Source organism: Paenibacillus sp. H1-7 (assembly GCF_022354825.1).
In the GTDB taxonomy this organism is placed as follows: domain Bacteria; phylum Bacillota; class Bacilli; order Paenibacillales; family NBRC-103111; genus Paenibacillus_S.
This window is the reverse complement of sequence record NZ_CP031168.1, coordinates 6556355-6571878: the sequence shown is the minus strand read 5'-3', so window position 1 is coordinate 6571878 and position 15524 is coordinate 6556355. Positions and strand designations below refer to the sequence as shown.

11 protein-coding genes are annotated in these 15524 nt (G+C 51.0%); 9 read left to right on the top strand and 2 right to left on the bottom strand.

Features of this window, described 5'->3' with window-relative positions; translation table 11 throughout:
• Nucleotides 1–1026, top strand: coding sequence for a FecCD family ABC transporter permease (locus DVH26_RS28985; RefSeq protein WP_239628270.1), 1026 nt, complete (start codon nt 1–3; stop codon nt 1024–1026).
• A gap of 36 nt (nt 1027–1062) precedes the next feature.
• On the top strand, nt 1063–2037 hold the full coding sequence (locus DVH26_RS28980; RefSeq protein ID WP_239628267.1) for an ABC transporter substrate-binding protein: 975 nt from the start codon (nt 1063–1065) through the stop codon (nt 2035–2037).
• 53 nt (nt 2038–2090) lie between these two features.
• Here DVH26_RS28980 and DVH26_RS28975 read toward each other — a convergent pair whose 3' ends face one another.
• On the bottom strand, nt 2091–4370 hold the full coding sequence (locus DVH26_RS28975) for a helix-turn-helix transcriptional regulator (RefSeq protein WP_239628265.1): 2280 nt from the start codon (nt 4368–4370) through the stop codon (nt 2091–2093).
• A gap of 305 nt (nt 4371–4675) precedes the next feature.
• Here DVH26_RS28975 and DVH26_RS28970 point away from each other — a divergent pair, with 305 nt between their 5' ends.
• The 4 genes from DVH26_RS28970 (at nt 4676) to DVH26_RS28955 (ending at nt 10437) form a co-directional block, all read left to right on the top strand.
• Nucleotides 4676–5587, top strand: a complete 912-nt coding sequence (locus tag DVH26_RS28970; protein ID WP_239628262.1) for an ABC transporter permease — start codon at nt 4676–4678, stop codon at nt 5585–5587.
• Between the two features lie 15 nt (nt 5588–5602).
• Entirely contained in the window at nt 5603–6469 is an 867-nt protein-coding gene (locus DVH26_RS28965; RefSeq protein ID WP_239628259.1) for a carbohydrate ABC transporter permease, read from the top strand.
• A 115-nt stretch (nt 6470–6584) separates the two neighbouring features.
• Nucleotides 6585–8129: an extracellular solute-binding protein gene (locus tag DVH26_RS28960; RefSeq protein WP_239628256.1), complete on the top strand. Its 1545-nt coding sequence runs from the start codon at nt 6585–6587 to the stop codon at nt 8127–8129.
• A 46-nt stretch (nt 8130–8175) separates the two neighbouring features.
• Nucleotides 8176–10437 (top strand): Ig-like domain-containing protein, encoded by a 2262-nt coding sequence (locus DVH26_RS28955; RefSeq protein WP_239628253.1) that lies wholly within the window; start codon nt 8176–8178, stop codon nt 10435–10437.
• 1483 nt (nt 10438–11920) lie between these two features.
• On the opposite strand, the gene DVH26_RS28950 is transcribed toward DVH26_RS28955, so the two are convergent.
• Nucleotides 11921–12568, bottom strand: a complete 648-nt coding sequence (locus tag DVH26_RS28950) for a transcriptional regulator (RefSeq protein WP_239635524.1) — start codon at nt 12566–12568, stop codon at nt 11921–11923.
• Nucleotides 12569–13519: 951 nt separating this feature from the next.
• On the opposite strand from DVH26_RS28950, the gene DVH26_RS28945 reads away from it, so the two are divergent.
• The 3 genes from DVH26_RS28945 to DVH26_RS28935 are packed head-to-tail and all read left to right on the top strand — an operon-like array spanning nt 13520 to nt 15417.
• Nucleotides 13520–14254 (top strand): EAL domain-containing protein, encoded by a 735-nt coding sequence (locus DVH26_RS28945; RefSeq protein ID WP_239628251.1) that lies wholly within the window; start codon nt 13520–13522, stop codon nt 14252–14254.
• A 12-nt stretch (nt 14255–14266) separates the two neighbouring features.
• Nucleotides 14267–14620 carry a hypothetical protein gene (locus tag DVH26_RS28940; RefSeq protein WP_239628248.1) on the top strand — a complete coding sequence of 118 codons (354 nt, stop codon included), beginning with the start codon at nt 14267–14269 and terminating at the stop codon, nt 14618–14620.
• Nucleotides 14617–15417, top strand: coding sequence for a diguanylate cyclase (locus DVH26_RS28935; RefSeq protein ID WP_239628246.1), 801 nt, complete (start codon nt 14617–14619; stop codon nt 15415–15417). The genes DVH26_RS28940 and DVH26_RS28935 overlap by 4 nt, the downstream gene beginning before the upstream one ends.
• Nucleotides 15418–15524: the final 107 nt, after the last annotated feature.

Genomic DNA, 15524 nt, shown 5'->3' with positions numbered 1-15524 from the left:
ATGGACGTGAATGCACTATCCAGTCAAAGAAGAAAGAGAGCGGTCTATGTTTCGCTTGTCTTGTTAGGAGTGGCATTGACGGTTATTTTTATCAGCTTGAATACGGGAACGTTTCGTCTTCCGCCGTGGAACGTTGTCAAGGCTTTGTTCGGTTATGGCTCGGTCGAAGAAAGCATGATCTTGTTCGAATTCCGGCTTCCCCGAATTGCCATTACTATGCTGGCGGGAGTCGGTCTTGGCATTTCCGGTGCGGTATTTCAAGTGGCGTCGAGAAATACGCTTGCCGATCCCGGTATTTTGGGAATCAATGCCGGAGCTGCATTCGGATTGATTGCCTACATATCTTTTTTTCAAAAGCTGGACGGACCTGCCGCGCTGATGATTCCTCTGTTTACGTTTGGGGGAGGAGCCGTGATCGCGTTGGTGATTTTTTTGCTGGCTTACGATCGCGTAAAAGGATTGATCCCTATCCGGCTCATTTTGGTTGGAATCGCCATTTCGGCAGGCATAGGGGCTATGACGCTTCTGCTCTCGCTTCGATTGGATGAAGACACGTATGCGTTTGCCGCGCGTTGGCTGGCCGGCAGCGTCTGGAGCAAGGATTGGATCAATGTGTGGGCCTTGCTGCCATGGATTGTTGTCTTGGTTCCCATCATCTATTACCGCTCCAGTACGTTAGATTTGTTTGCGCTGGGTGATGATACGGCAGTCGGTGTAGGAGAGGCGGTTATAAAGAGCCGGGTTGTCCTGCTCTCCCTTGCTGTAGCGTTATCGTGCGCCAGCGTTTCGATGGCGGGAGGCATCGGATTTATCGGCTTGGCCGCGCCGCATATTGCCAAGCGGCTCGTCGGTCCCCGCCACAGACATTTCCTCCCTGTCGCAGGCTTGGTGGGGCTGGTCATTCTGGTCGCTGCGGATACGATCGGGCGGTCCTTATTTCAGCCGAACGCCGTGCCGGCAGGTGTTGTCGTGGCGGCCATCGGCGGCCCTTATTTTCTGCTTTTACTGTTCAAAACGAAAGCTTGAATACAGAAATCATACTAACTCGGAGGTACGAGATTCATGAACAGAAAGTTTGGTAAATCATTAATCATTGTATCGTTAATTGCCCTATTGTCGGCATGCGGTGGTCAATCGGCTGCACCGGACAAGGCAGCATCCGGCTCATCCGCGTCAACGGAAGCTGCCGGCAGCGCTAAAAAATCGGGTGCAGATACCGCAACGAGTGTCGATCCGAAATCGAAAATCGCTTCGATGTCCATTCACATGACGAATAATTTGCTGGCGCTTGGCATTAAACCTGTCGGATCGGCCATCGGCGGCGGGGTAGGCGATTTCCTTCCCCATGTGGCGGATCTTCTCAAGGGAGTTGCCAAGCTGGGCGTAGTTGGAAACTCCGATATGGAAGCCGTGCTGGCGCTGAAGCCGGATTATATTTTCATAGATGAGCATTTCGGTGGGGAAGAGCGCGCGAAGCTGGAAAAAATTGCGCCGGTCGTTAGCACCAACCTGGACGAAGGAACTTGGCGGGATCAATTGAACCGGGTAGCAAAGGTTGTAGGGCGCGTTAAAGAGGCGGAAACCTTCATCAAGGATTACGACGCGAAAACGGAGCGGGTTAAGAAATTGATCGCAAGCGAGCTCGGAGAGGGCGCCAAAGCGATGGCGATCCGGGTATCCGCTAAAGAAATTCGGGTACAGAGCACAGGCAGACCTCTTGGCCCTATTATGTTCCAGGATTTGAAGCTGAAGCCTGCGGGCGGCGTTGAAAAGATTCCTGCACAAGAGCCGTACGCCGTGATCTCTAAGGAAGTGCTTCCCGATTATGATGCCGATGCCATTTTCCTTATTGTGAACAATGACGATAATGCCAAGAAGGTGTATGGCGAGCTGGAAAAGAACCCTCTGTGGAAAAATTTGAAAGCAGTAAAAAACAATCATGTGTATACTCTTGACGGCCAAAAGTGGCTGGATTATTCCTCTCTCGGTCAAAGCATGGCGATGGACGATGCCGAGAAACTGTTCACGAAAAAATAATTCTCAACATACCAAAAGCCGACCGTATGTAAACGGCCGGCTTTTCTCTTTTCTCACTCCGCCAATAACGGCGAAGCATACTTTTTGCGGTATTCCCCCGGAGTGATCCCAGAGTACCTTTTGAACATCCGAATGAACGAGTTGGCGTTCTGATAGCCGACGTTGGCGGCGACCTCCTGAATTTTCAGCTCGACGTTCTGGAGCAGCTGCTTGGCCCGCTGAATCCGGATATCGTTCAAATAGTCGCTGAAGTTCATCCCCGTCTTTTCCTTAAAGTAGGTCGATAAATACCCCGGTGTAATATTCAACTTGTCGGCCATCAAATCGAGCGTGATATCCTCATGCAGATGCGAATCCAAATAGTCGATGACGAAGCGGGTGATAGGGTCTTGATCCTCCGTCTTATTCTGGATGAGCCTGATGACCGGCTCCAGCAGCTGCACCAGCCAGTCCCTGAACTGCTCTCTGCAGTAAAAGCTTTGAAGCTTGGCGAACGGGGGAGCCGTTCCGCTGCGCTGTCCGTTAAGGTTCAGCTTTTGCAGCGATTTATCGATCTGCTGCTCCACCTCTCTGGCCAGCTGCGAGTAATGCTCGACCGGAGCCGCTTTTTTGCCCATTTGGTCCAGCTGCTTGTCGATCCAATCGTACATTCCTTTCTCATGGCCGCTCATAAGCCTCGTATGAAATTCTTCCTCCATCGAGACGGAGAAATGAAACCGCTCGGCCTTCCACGGACCGTCTTCCATAATCTGCGTCTCGTTGACGAGCCTGCGCTGCTTCAGCCGTTCCGTCAGCTCCTCGTACGCCGGAGTAAATTCCGATGAAGCCGGATATACGGAGCTCGCCGCCATGGTGACCAAATACAGGTCGCGCTCAATATCGAACATCTGCTTCAAATAGCCGATCGGCTTCATGATGCCGCTAAGCTCGGAGTCTTCGGCGAACACAATCGACAGCACCAGATTCCGCTCCAGCTGGAACGTGACGGCATGCTGATATGTTTGCAGCAGCACGCTGTCAATGTACTCACGGATATAATAAGTTCCTTTCTCATGATCCATGTCGAGCTCGGCATACTGCTCTTTGAAATGAATATCGAACAGAACGATCCGGAACGGCATGCTCGTATCGGCCATTTCCCGCATGTCGGCGAGGTTCATATGGATATGCTTGAGCCTGTTGCTCAAGGCGTATTTGCGCAGGATGGACGTTTTCTGGGCCAGGTCCTGGGCGATGTCCTGATTCGTCTTCATCATCCGGTGCATCGTATGGCGGATCAGATCGTATTCGCGGATCGGTCCCTGCTTCGGGAGCGATTCGTCGTCGGGCGAAGATTGGAACGACTCGATAATTTTACGCAGCGGCGTGTGCAGGCTGCGGCTGAACAGAACGGATGCGATGATGCTAATCATAGCAGCCAGCACCAGCAGCACAATGAGAATCATGTTCAAGCGGACGAGCTGCAGGGAAATCTTTTCCGCAGGCACCATGCTGACATAGGTAAACCCGGTCTCCTGCCCTTTCTTATAAAAGGTATAATAATTCCCTTTCAGAACGGATGACTCCGACGCTTCAATCGCACTGAGCGGCTCGATCTTGAAATCGCTTGCGGAAGTGTAGATCGGATTGCCCTTCGGATCCAATATATAGAAGCGCTGATCCTTCGAAATGTTGTGGATCTGAAACAGCTTCTGCGCATCCAGCATGACGATCAGATACATATCGTTGTAGGGCTGCTGCTTGATGAGCACCGGCAGCAAATAGCCTTTGTGCATTTCGATTCCGGCGGATTTCTCCGTAAACTCCGCTGCCGGCAGCACGCTGAAGCCGACGCGCTCGTCGAACTTTCCGTTCCAGAAGGAGAGCGGGTAGCGGGGACTGTAATAATATTTGCCGAACATGTCCTGTGCGCTGCTCGTTCCGTCCTTTTCCACCACGAAGGCGTCGTTCTTGAAGTATACGATGATATTCTCGAACTGCAGGAACGGGTTGGCATACAGCGTCTTCAGCTCCGCTCGGACATCCTCGACGCTGGCATAGCCGTTGTTTTGCTTGACGTTGCGGAGTATGTTCAGGTTCATCAGCCAGCGGTCGTTCTGGTTCAGCCCTAGCACCATATTTTTGGACAAGCGAAAATGATTCTCATAGCCTTCGACCGTATGGGTGATGCTCAATTCGTTATATTTGACGATTTCGTCGTGAATTTTATTTTTCAAATATATGGAAGTGATGAAGTTGAAGGCTACCAGCAGGACAATGACGGCCAGAAAGCCGGTCAGCATTTTGGAAAATAAAGATCTCGGTTTGATCGAACGGGGGATAAATTCCGGCATCCTGCTTCCAACCCTTCGTTGTTGAAGTCACCTAATCGAGTCTACAAAGTCCAGGTGCGATTACTCCTATCATACGGCTTTTGCTTGGCTAGGAACAATATGCACTTTTTCCACTTCATGCACAACGTTACCACTTCTTTAATAAAAGAGCGCCGGGCCGATAACATGCAGATTTATTTTGCGGGGCGGCTCGATTATGATAACGCTAGATGACCGGGGACCCTACGGCGGAACGAGCGAGCCTAGAGCTCCGGAAAGAAGATAGTGATGGAGTCAAACACAATCGTGCATAAGGGGGTGGAGGAATGGAACAAACGTCATGGATCCGAACGTGGAACCGCAGCAAATATTTATGGCTGCTCTTTTTACCGTGCCTGCTGTATTTTATCGTCTTTCGTTACGCCCCGATGTTCGGTTTGGTTATTACGTTCAAAAATTACAATACGTTCAAAGGCATCATGGCAAGCGAATGGGTGGGGTTCAAATATTACCGGATGTTTTTGGAGAACCCCGATTTTTTTCTGCTGCTGCGCAATACGTTTTTGCTCGGCTTGTATAAACTGATCTTCGGTTTTCCTGCACCGATTGCATTGGCGCTGCTGCTCAACGAGCTTCGAAACGCCGTCTTCAAAAAATTCGTGCAAACCGTCAGTTATTTGCCGCATTTCATTTCCAACGTGATCGTGGCGAGCATGGTGATCATGTTCTTGTCGCCTACCGGCGGACTGGTCAATCAATTGCTGGAATCGCTCGGCTTTCAACCGGTTAATTTCATGATGGAGCCGGGCATGTTCCGCAGCGTGTACGTGCTATCGGAAATATGGCAGCATATCGGCTGGGAGACGATCATCTACCTGGCGGCCTTGACGGCGGTGGATCCGCAGCTGTATGAGGCGGCAAGCATCGACGGGGCGACCCGGTGGAGAAAGCTGTGGCATGTGACGCTGCCCGGGATTGCGCCTGCAATCGTGATCATATTCATACTCAATGTCGGCAAAGTGCTCGAGATCGGGTTCGAAAAGGTGTTCCTGATGTACAATCCGGCGACGTATGAGACGGCGGATATTATAAGCACCTACGTGTACCGTGTCGGTTTGGAGCAGGGCAATTTCAGCTATGCGGCGGCGATCGATTTGTTCATGGGCATCATCAGCCTGATCTTCATATGGACAGCGAACACCATTAGCCGAAAAGCCGGAGAGACGAGTTTGTGGTAAAGGGGGTAGCGGGAGTTGAGAGAAAAAATCGGGTTGTTCACCATTGTCAATGCGGTGATTTTACTTGCCGTCGTTGTCATTACGCTGTACCCCTTCGTCTATATGCTTGCCGTATCGCTAAGCCAGGACATTTATGTGATGAAGGGGGAAGTGACTCTTTGGCCGAAAGGGTTTAATCTGAAAATGTATAAGCTGGTGTTCGACGATCCGAACATATGGCAGGCTTATAAAAATACGATTGTATACGTTGGCTTAGGCACAGCCATTTCGATCATCGTCACTTCGATGGGAGCTTATGCGTTATCGCGAAAGGATATGGGGTATCACAAGCTGTTTACGTTAATGATCGTCTTCACGATGTTTTTCAGCGGCGGCATGATTCCTACCTTCCTCGTCGTCCGGTCGCTCGGGCTGATGGATACGGTGTGGGGGATGGTGCTTCCGGGGGCGGTCAATACATGGAATTTAATCTTGATGCGGACCTTTTTCAGCGGCATTCCAAAGGAGCTGGAGGATTCCGGCCGCGTAGACGGATTGACGGATATCGGTATTTTTTTTCGCATCGTCATCCCGTTGTCCAAGGCGGTGTTTGCTACGATAGCTTTGTTCTACGCTGTGGCGATGTGGAACAATTTCATGCTGCCTCTGCTGTATTTGCGCAACCCCGACTTGTTTCCGCTGCAGGTGCTGCTCCGCAATCTGGTGCTGGCGGGCAGTGTGAGCTCCGGAGCGGTTACGGGTATAGGCGGGGACAATCTCGTGGTTGAGGATTCGCTCAAGTTCGCCACGATTATGGTGTCGACGCTTCCGATTTTGCTTATTTACCCGTTCGTGCAGAAGTACTTCGTGAAAGGTGCTATGATCGGTGCAGTGAAGGGATAGACGCGGCTGCAGGGAAGGCTGTATAAAAGAGTTGTCAAATCGGGTCCCGCTTGGGATTGGGGATAGGCTTCAAAAGCAATCTTCACTTTATAAGGAATGAAAAGGAGAGGGTCCTATGTATAAAATCGTTACGTCCTCCGTTGCGTCAGTCATGGTATTGTCCTTGTTGGCCGGCTGCAGCGGCACCGGAAATGAGCCGGGAGGAGCGGTCAAGGAAGGGTCACCGGAAGCGTCTGCGAAGAAAACGTTCACGGCGCTGCTCGATAACAATGCGACATTCCCGTACAGCAAGGATTGGCCGTTCTGGAAATGGCTTGAGGAGAAGACGGGCGTCACCTTGCAGGTGCAAACGCCTTCGGGGAAGCTGACCGATTCGCTCAATTTGACGATCGCCTCGAACAACTTGCCTGATCTGATGAGCATGCCGAGCCGGCGCGATTCGGACCGGTTTGGACAGCAGGGTGCGCTGGTGAACATACTGGATTATCTCGATCAAATGCCGAATTTGAAAAAGTGGATTGAGAAATATCCCGATGAAGCCAAGGCGATGCTGGCGGCCGACGGCAAAATGTATATGTTCCCGAATCAAGGCTTCGGCGAGACTAACCGGATGATTTGGATGTACCGTGAGGATATTTTCAATAAGCACGGCTTAACGATGCCGAAAACGTATGAAGAGCTGTATCAGACGATGAAAAAATTGAAGGAAGCGTATCCCGACAGCTATCCGCTCTCGCTTCGCTTCGGCCAAATTCCGGATGAGATGTACGCCCACATGACGACGAACTATCAGACAGGGGCGGATGCTTATTACGATTTTGACAAGAAGGAATGGCGGTACGGCCCGATCGAGGACAATTACAAAGCAATGGTCGCGATGTGGAACAAATTTTACAAGGAAGGCTTGATTCCTCCCGACTTCCTGTCCATCCAGACGAAGCAGTGGCAGGATACGATGTCCACGGACAAGTCGTTCATTACGATCGATTACATCAGCCGGGTCGATTTCTTCAACAATGCGATGAAAAAGGAGAAGCCGGATTACAACATGCAGTTCATGGCTCCCCCTGCCGGATTGCCCGGCGGTAAGCAGCTGAATCCGTACTTCCATTATCTCGACGGCGGTATGACCGTAGCTTCGACTACCAAGAACATTAAGGATGTCATGAAATTTATGGACTTTTTCTATACGGAGGAAGGCAAGACGTTGGCAAGCTGGGGCAAGGAAGGCGACAGCTATGTCGTAGAGAACGGGCAGAAGAAGTTCAAACCGGAATTTACCGATGTGACGGAAATGCGCAAAATTACCGGGCTGCAGGCGAACCGGGGAGTGTATACGTGGATCGATTACAATTCTCATCTGTCACTGTTCTCCAAAGATTTGCAAAATGCGTATAAAGAAGCGGCCAAATACGATCCTGTCGCGATGCAGCCGAGACCGTCCTTTACGGAGAAGGAGAACGAAGTATTGTCCGTAACGGGTCAAGCGCTCAAGAAGCACCGGGAGGAGAGCTTTGCCAAATTCGTGCTCGGCACGAGAAGCCTGGACGAGTGGGGCAAATATGTCGAGGAGATGAAAAATCTCGGCGCGCAAAAGCTGGTAGATACTTATAAGGAAGCTTACAAACGGGTTGAGAGCACGCAGCTGAAGGTGAAGTAAGTGCTATGATTGCACGATTTCGTGAAAACATGGAGGGGAAGAAGAGATGATTCAGGTAACGTTTCGTCCTATGCTCGCTCTAATGCTGTCCCTGCTGCTTGCCGCCCTGTCGCTGACGGTTGCAGCTCCACTGCCGGTACACGCCGCAGCAGCGATTACTATTGATACTCCGTCTTCCGGCGCGCAAGTATCGTCGGGGAAGATTCGCATTGAGGGAACCTATAGCGGAGTCTACGACGTCAAGCTGTATATCGATGCAGCCGAGCAGGTATACGCGTCCATGGATGATCCCGATGCGGACGATGCAGGGACATGGCATTACGAGCTCGACACCCGAGATTACAGCGGAATCGTGCGAATCTATGCCGTCGGCTCGGATGTCCAGACTCGCTACGGCGTATGGAGCGAACCGATCGAGCTGAATATTGACCGTCCCAAAGCCGATGCTCCGCTGGTGACGATTGTGAGCCCCACTGAGGGAGTATCCGTTAACGGAACGGTTTCCGTCCTAGTATCGGTGTATGCCGATATGCCGGTTCGCCGCGTGGAGGTTCGAATCAACGGGGGAGCGTGGCAGGAGGCTTCACGGAACGGTGCCCATTACAGCTATGCGTGGAATACGACAGGCTTGGGCGATCATACAAGCAGTATCGAAGCGAGAGCGACGGATGTGCGGGGCCGGACCGGCCGCAGCATGACGACCTACGCCAAAGTAGGTCAAGGAACGCAGCTGCAGCCTGTGCCGATGCCGTCGCAGGATCGGGCGATATGGATTTGGGAGTCGGAAGCCTATAAGCTGCTGCTCAATCCCGGCTCACGCTTGGTGCTCGACTCCTTCGCCAAGGATACGGCAACCTTTCAGTCGGACCCGGTGACGACATTGTATTTGGCGGTCGGGCCGATGGCGGGTATGGATATTATGGAGGACGATCCCGATAAAGTCCGCGATTTTCTCGCGTGGGCTCACAGCCGGGGCTACCGGGTGCAGGCCTGTATTGCCGGAGGCACGACGCCGCCGTATATGGGGGCTTATGAAGCCTATCACGAGCGGGCTGTGCGGGAAATGGAGAGGATCATCAACTTCAACATCGCTTCTTCGGAGGCGGACGAACGTTTCGACGGTGTGAACGTGGATATCGAGCCGTATATCGCGCCGGATTTTAAAACCAATTATCCGTCGCTGCAGCTTCAATATTTGGATGGCCTGCAAAAAATGATCGAGCGCCGCGACGCTTCCGGCATTTATCTGCCGTTCGGGCCGGCCATTCCGAAATGGTTTGATTCGTCGCCGCAGGCGCAAAGTGTGAGCTGGAACGGCCAGACGAAGTGGCTGTCCGAGCATGTTCAGGACATCAGCGATTATATCGCTATCATGGATTACCGGGATACGGCGGACGGGGGCGCAGGCATTATAACGGGCGCTCAAGGGGAAATCGACTATGCCGATAGGATCGGCAAGCCGCGTTCCGTTGTCGTCGCCGTCGAGTCGCTCGATATCGCCAACAGCGGCGATCCGGAGACGATCACGTTCCGCGAGGAAGGGCGCGCCGCGATGGAGACGGAGCTGGATAAAACGTACGCGGCCTTCCAGGGCAAGGCCTCGTTCGCCGGCATCGCGATGCACCACTATGATTCGCTGCGGACGCTTCCGTCCTATTGGGGCACGGGAAGCGTCAGCTGGGAGCCGCCGGCGGATACGGAGGCGCCTACGAAGGTCAGTGACCGTCCGCAAGCGGAAGCGGTCGATTACCGGCAGATCGATATCCGCTTCGGCATGGCGCTGGACAATACGGACATCGACCGCTATATCGTCTATCGCGGGACGGAACCGCATTTTACTCCTGATGCTTCGAGCATCGCTGGCTATGCGCGGTCTTTATCGTTCCGTGATACCGGCCTGCTGCCGAACACGAAATATTACTACAAGGTGGCCGCCAAAGATTTGCAGGGCAACATCGGCCCGGTATCGGACGCAGCTTCGGCCAAGACGGAGTGGACCGATCTGCAGCCGATGATCGTCACCGGCATGAGCATCGAAATGAAGGGCTCCAACGCCGTCGTGACGATGCAGGTTGTCGATCGGGCGACCCGACAGCCGTTAGCCGGGGCGCTGGTCGAAGGCCGCTTCCATTTTGCGGGAGGCAAGTACACGGGCGGCCGGACCGACGCGAACGGCAAGATCACCTTGACTTCCGAAGCGATTCTGCAAGGAAGGCAGGTCGGCTTCGAGCCGAGACGGGTCACCGCTCCCGGCTACTACTGGGCGCAAGCCTACGACGAGCCGCACACGGTTACGCTGGTTCGTTAGAGGGCTTGTGAGGTAACGCGCCGCATGGCTGGGCTAGTGCGTTAGACGTGATAGCGCCATGGCTGCGTTGGTGCGGGGAGATAGCGCTATGGCTGCGTTAGTGCGTTAGTTCGCCAGCCTACGGTTACGGTGGCTCGTTAGTCGGCTTGCAAGAGCAGCGCCATGGCAACGATACATGGCAGAAAAGGCAGCGCGCCACTACGTATCGTAGTGGCGCTTTGTTATGGGGGCAGCTGTGGGCCTGGTTGAGAATGGAAGGCCATGTATTCCGGTGGTGAGCCTGACTGAACTGGATTGGATTTGACCATAGTAAACCAGGCTTAATCGGACAGGAGTCGGATAGGTCTGGGCGAATCAGATCGGGTAGGATCAGACTACACTGGGTTTGGACCAGACGGTACCTTCAATGTATCGGACCGTGGTTCCGCTATTTGAGTAAAAATGCGCCAAATTGAAGGGTGATCGGACAACAGATCCGCTATTCGGCTGAAATATGTGATATTGGGTGGGAAAACGACCCAATAACGGAACGTGTGTCCGATCACACTTCCAAAACTCCTATTTTTGAGCAAATAGCGGAACTCCTGTCCGATAGGGTTGAAGATTTGTGGGATACCTGTCCTATCGGACCGTGGTTCCGCTATTTGTGTAAAAGTGCACCAAATTGAAGGGTGATCGGACAACAGATCCGCTATTCAGCTTAAATTCGCGATTTCGCATGGGAATAATGCCCAATAACGGAACGTGTGTCCGATCGCACCACCAAAACCCCTATTTTTGTGCAAATAGCGGAACTCATGTCCGCAAAGAGTGCAGGATTAGATTTGCTTCGGAATTTGCCAAGTAGCCAAGGGAGGGGTAGCAAACTTAGTGGTACGTTCGAATCCATCTTGTCATAAAGGATCACAAAAAACTTAGCGGGTACCTCCGAATCCATCCTGTCCGCAAATTTGCAAGCTTAGGCGATGCCCTCGAAATCGGCTATTTCGGCAAAGGTACGATTCTGAGCAAAAGTGTGTTCACGAAACCTCCAATGTTGTGTCTAACGAAGATGAAAGCCTGCACCTGCATCTGATCGGACACTGGTTCCGCTATTGCCTGATAAATGCACCAAACTGAAGGGTGATCGGACAACAGATCCGCTATTCGGCTGAAATATGTGATTTTGCATGGGAAACTTGCCCAATAACGGAACGTGTGTCCGATCGCACTTCCAAAACCCCTATTTTTGAGCAAATAGCGGAACTCCTGTCCGCAAAGAGTGTAGGATTAGATTACTTGCCACATCAGCGAAGGTACGAGTCGAGTACATTCACTAAGCACAAGAGTGTCCTATAGCACTTTCCACCATTTCGATGCTTGTAAGCATAAACTCCCTTCGAATCAAAGTTAAAACACATTATTACCGTTTGCTACATTTATGCTTAGGGAAACAACTCTCAGCCATTCAGCAACAAACTGAAACATCAGTCTGTCCATCCGCCTACAGTTTGAGCCGATACGATCTGGCACGCATGGTTCCGCCCGCAACCTCTATCAGCTCCATGTCCACCAAATGGTGCAGGATCCGTCTAACATGCCGGTCGCTGATTCTAAGATGCTCGGCAAGCTCCAAAGGCGTAAACGGGCGAAGCACACGCCGTGCATAGCGCATCGTCTCCGCTTCAATCCAGGATAATCCGGATGGGGCGGCCGAAGATATAAACGAGCCGATGAAGGACAAGATGAGCTGCTGGCATTGCTTGGGCTCGTCTTTAATCGATAAATAAGCGATAGGCAAAAAGCTCCATCCGTCAAGCGTTAGCAAGCAATGACGCTGGCACAAATCTTTAAACCGCCTTACATCCAAATCACGGGCGTGAGGCCCGTATCCTTGAATTTCGATCCCGCCTTTGACCCCGCCAGGCATATAAGCTAAATCTATGTACCGGTATCCGTTGTTAAAATCGCGCACCTCCCACTCCGGAAACAGGTGATCAAAATTGCCAACGATTGGATACCAGACGAAACGCAGAAATTCGACGGTTCCATGGCCAAGTCCATTCTCCAGCAATTCGCGTCTTCTATGATTGGTTTCCCCGGCAATTTGGGCCGCCAACCAATCCTCGTATTTTTCCTCAAATCGAAGTATAGAGATCTACATCCTTTCTTGACATGAAAAAAACCGCTTGATACAATCCATCCTTTTTGCGAAAGATGGAACGTATCAAAGCGGCATGTTCTTCACGACCGTTTTACTTTATACCCAGTATACCGAAAAACGGATTATGCGGCAATGACTGAACCTTATTAATGGGAAGAAAGGTTATAGCTCTCTTACCGACGAGTATATCGAGAAGATTCGCGTTGTCCAACCTTGTTGCACCATGTTAGGAATATACTCTTGAACTAGATGGGGGCGTACAGGTCGGAAGTTCAGCGCGGAAGAAATGGTCGCTTGAAGAGTAACAGTAGCGAAGTTACCAGCAGAGTTGCAGGTAAACTTTAGAGCCTATAAGGTAAATCTATCTCACGTCAAGGATCTGAAATGGAGCAATGCTGCCAACTCTGCCGATTGGATACTGTATGACGATGAGAATTGTATATTCTCTAACACTTCCGATGGATCTTAAGTCCATTGTTTTCTCTTTCAGTCATATGACTGTTGAGCTGACGGATGAGTTACATAGCGGCATATTTCGGCTACTCGCTTCCTGCTCGAATTTAGCTCTGTAAAAGCGTTAGTGTTTAAGGGGCTATGCGCTAAATCCTCAACCTTTTTCATTTCATGCAACTATTAATCCACCAACAATCCCCTCTCGCTCAAAACACCTCCCCCCCTAAGCCTTGCTCCAAAGCAGCACGTCAAGCAGGGCGCGGCTTCTCTCTAATAATTATAGGCAGTAAGAACTATTGAAAATAGAGAGATTTGTCTTTTCCGAGTCGAAAAATATCGCATTAAAGATAGATTCTGTCGATTAATGTAAGAGATTAGTGGATTTGAAAGGAGATTTCATATAAAATTAAGAGGATGCTTGAAAAATTATACAATTGATAGCAGCGGAAATGGGCCTTTTTAATCAGGAAGAAAGGAATATTGACAATGCCGCATACTAAATCGAGATGTACTTTCTCTCATGTATACCAACCTATTGTTTGCTTGCAAAATAGGAGAATACTGGGATATGAGGCACTCATTCGCAGCGAGACAGGGAATCCGGAGCAATTGTTCGAGATGGCGCGCCAGGAAGATTCGTTATTCGATTTGGATACGCAATCGGTATTGAGGGCGGTCGTTCAATGCAATGAGGTGATGTCTTCCGTCAGCAAGAGCCAGCTATTCGTTAACATATATCCTTCGACTTTGCTTCATGAGGACTTTTATTCTTTTTTGGATGAGCTGATCGTTCGGCGATCCAATACGGGGCTTGATATTGTGTTCGAAATTAACGAAGCTATCGAGGAGTTCGACCGTTGGAAGGAGCTGCTGGACAGAGGGGTCTTGAACCATTTGCACAAAAAAGCGATACTGATCGCCTTCGACGATGTCGGGGAAGGGGCCATCTCGCTGAAGCAGCTGGTAGATTTTGAACCGGATTATATCAAGCTGTCGAAATATTTTACAAACGGTCTCGAAAGCTCCAAGGGTAAGCAAAGGCTCATCAAGATGCTGGCCGATTACTGCCGCGGAAGCATGTCCAAGCTTATTGTAGAAGGAATCGAGAACGAGCAGCAGTTTCAAATATTGGAGCAGATGGGCGTGATCTACGGTCAGGGGTATTTGTTCGCCAAGCCTCAGCCTTTGGAAAATCTCATGTTCGTTCATACCATTACGTAAAGGAAGTTTATGATGAGTAATAAATTGAACTACTCTCGCAGAGCGAGCCTGTCGATGAAAATGACAGAATTCGAAGTGCCTCCCATGCAGGATTTGCTGATCATAGGCAAGAGAGCGCCCATAGGGCCAGAAGCGGTAAGGCGGATGGCCGAAGCTCTATCTCCCGAGCAGTTCTCGATTCTCAAGATCGACCATCCGAAGGTGGAGGGGGTCTTGATCCGGAATTCGATACTGGAAATGCTCGACAAGCACCTTCTGCTCGATATTATATTGGAAGAAGCCGATCGGCTCATCAATGAAACGATGGTGCTAAGGGCGGAGCTGAAAATCGCGATATCCATCCAAAGGGAGGTAGAGCTGCAATGAAGGTAGAGGAGCTGATGTCCGAGCAAGTATGCTGTATCTCTTCAGGCAAAAGCGTCCGGTATGCGGCCGACAGGATGAATGAGCTGGGAATCGGCTCGCTTGTCGTCGTGGACGAAGGGAAGGTGACGGGAATCATTACGTCGAAGGACGTTCGTTCGGCCCATCCTAACCGTATCGTCGCCGATGCGATGACGCATGACCCTATCGGAATATCAAAATCTACCTTTATCGGCAACGCCCTGCATATTATGGAGCGGCATAAGGTCGAGCGGCTTATCGTCAAGGACGGGGATGCGATGAAGGGCATAGTGACCCGCGAGACCCTGAATACGACGATCGGCCATTACATCGATCAGCTAACCGGCATGTATCGCTCTAAGTACATAGAATATATTTACGATTATTTGGTGAGCGAAGGGATCCGCTTTTCGCTGCTGTTCATCGATCTTAACGATTTCGGTATGGTCAATAAAAAATACGGCCATGCGATCGGCGACGATCTGCTCATCCATTTTGCCAGCGTGCTGAAGAACGCCGCACAAGAGCAGGACTATGTGTGCCGTTATGGTGGAGACGAATTCGTTATGATTACGAGAAGGGCGCAAACCGAGCTGAATACGCTCGTCAATCAGCTTTCCCTTCCGATGTGCTTCGGATCGTTTACCATCTCCGCTGCGGTAGGGGTTACTAGCGGGTATGACGCCGCGGGCGGCAGCGCGTTCTCGTATCGGGACAGCATCAGCAAAGCAAGTCTGCTTTCGACCGGCATCAAGCAGAAGAAGCTGTCGCTGATGTAAAGGATCCTCGGCAATCTTTCATAAACATGCCGTTACTCCGGAGACCTGCATTCCATTTCAAATTGGAAGCGCGCGAGTCTCTATTTTTGCTTTCCTCGTTTCCTAAC

Bases quoted from the DNA above. Each gene is read 5' to 3' on its own strand.
- DVH26_RS28985 (WP_239628270.1), top strand. From the start codon at position 1: ATGGACGTGAATGCACTATCCAGTCAAAGAAGAAAGAGAGCGGTCTAT.
- DVH26_RS28980 (WP_239628267.1), top strand. From the start codon at position 1,063: ATGAACAGAAAGTTTGGTAAATCATTAATCATTGTATCGTTAATTGCC.
- DVH26_RS28975 (WP_239628265.1), bottom strand. From the start codon at position 4,370: ATGCCGGAATTTATCCCCCGTTCGATCAAACCGAGATCTTTATTTTCC.
- DVH26_RS28970 (WP_239628262.1), top strand. From the start codon at position 4,676: ATGGAACAAACGTCATGGATCCGAACGTGGAACCGCAGCAAATATTTA.
- DVH26_RS28960 (WP_239628256.1), top strand. From the start codon at position 6,585: ATGTATAAAATCGTTACGTCCTCCGTTGCGTCAGTCATGGTATTGTCC.
- DVH26_RS28955 (WP_239628253.1), top strand. From the start codon at position 8,176: ATGATTCAGGTAACGTTTCGTCCTATGCTCGCTCTAATGCTGTCCCTG.
- DVH26_RS28945 (WP_239628251.1), top strand. From the start codon at position 13,520: ATGCCGCATACTAAATCGAGATGTACTTTCTCTCATGTATACCAACCT.
- DVH26_RS28940 (WP_239628248.1), top strand. From the start codon at position 14,267: ATGAGTAATAAATTGAACTACTCTCGCAGAGCGAGCCTGTCGATGAAA.
- DVH26_RS28935 (WP_239628246.1), top strand. From the start codon at position 14,617: ATGAAGGTAGAGGAGCTGATGTCCGAGCAAGTATGCTGTATCTCTTCA.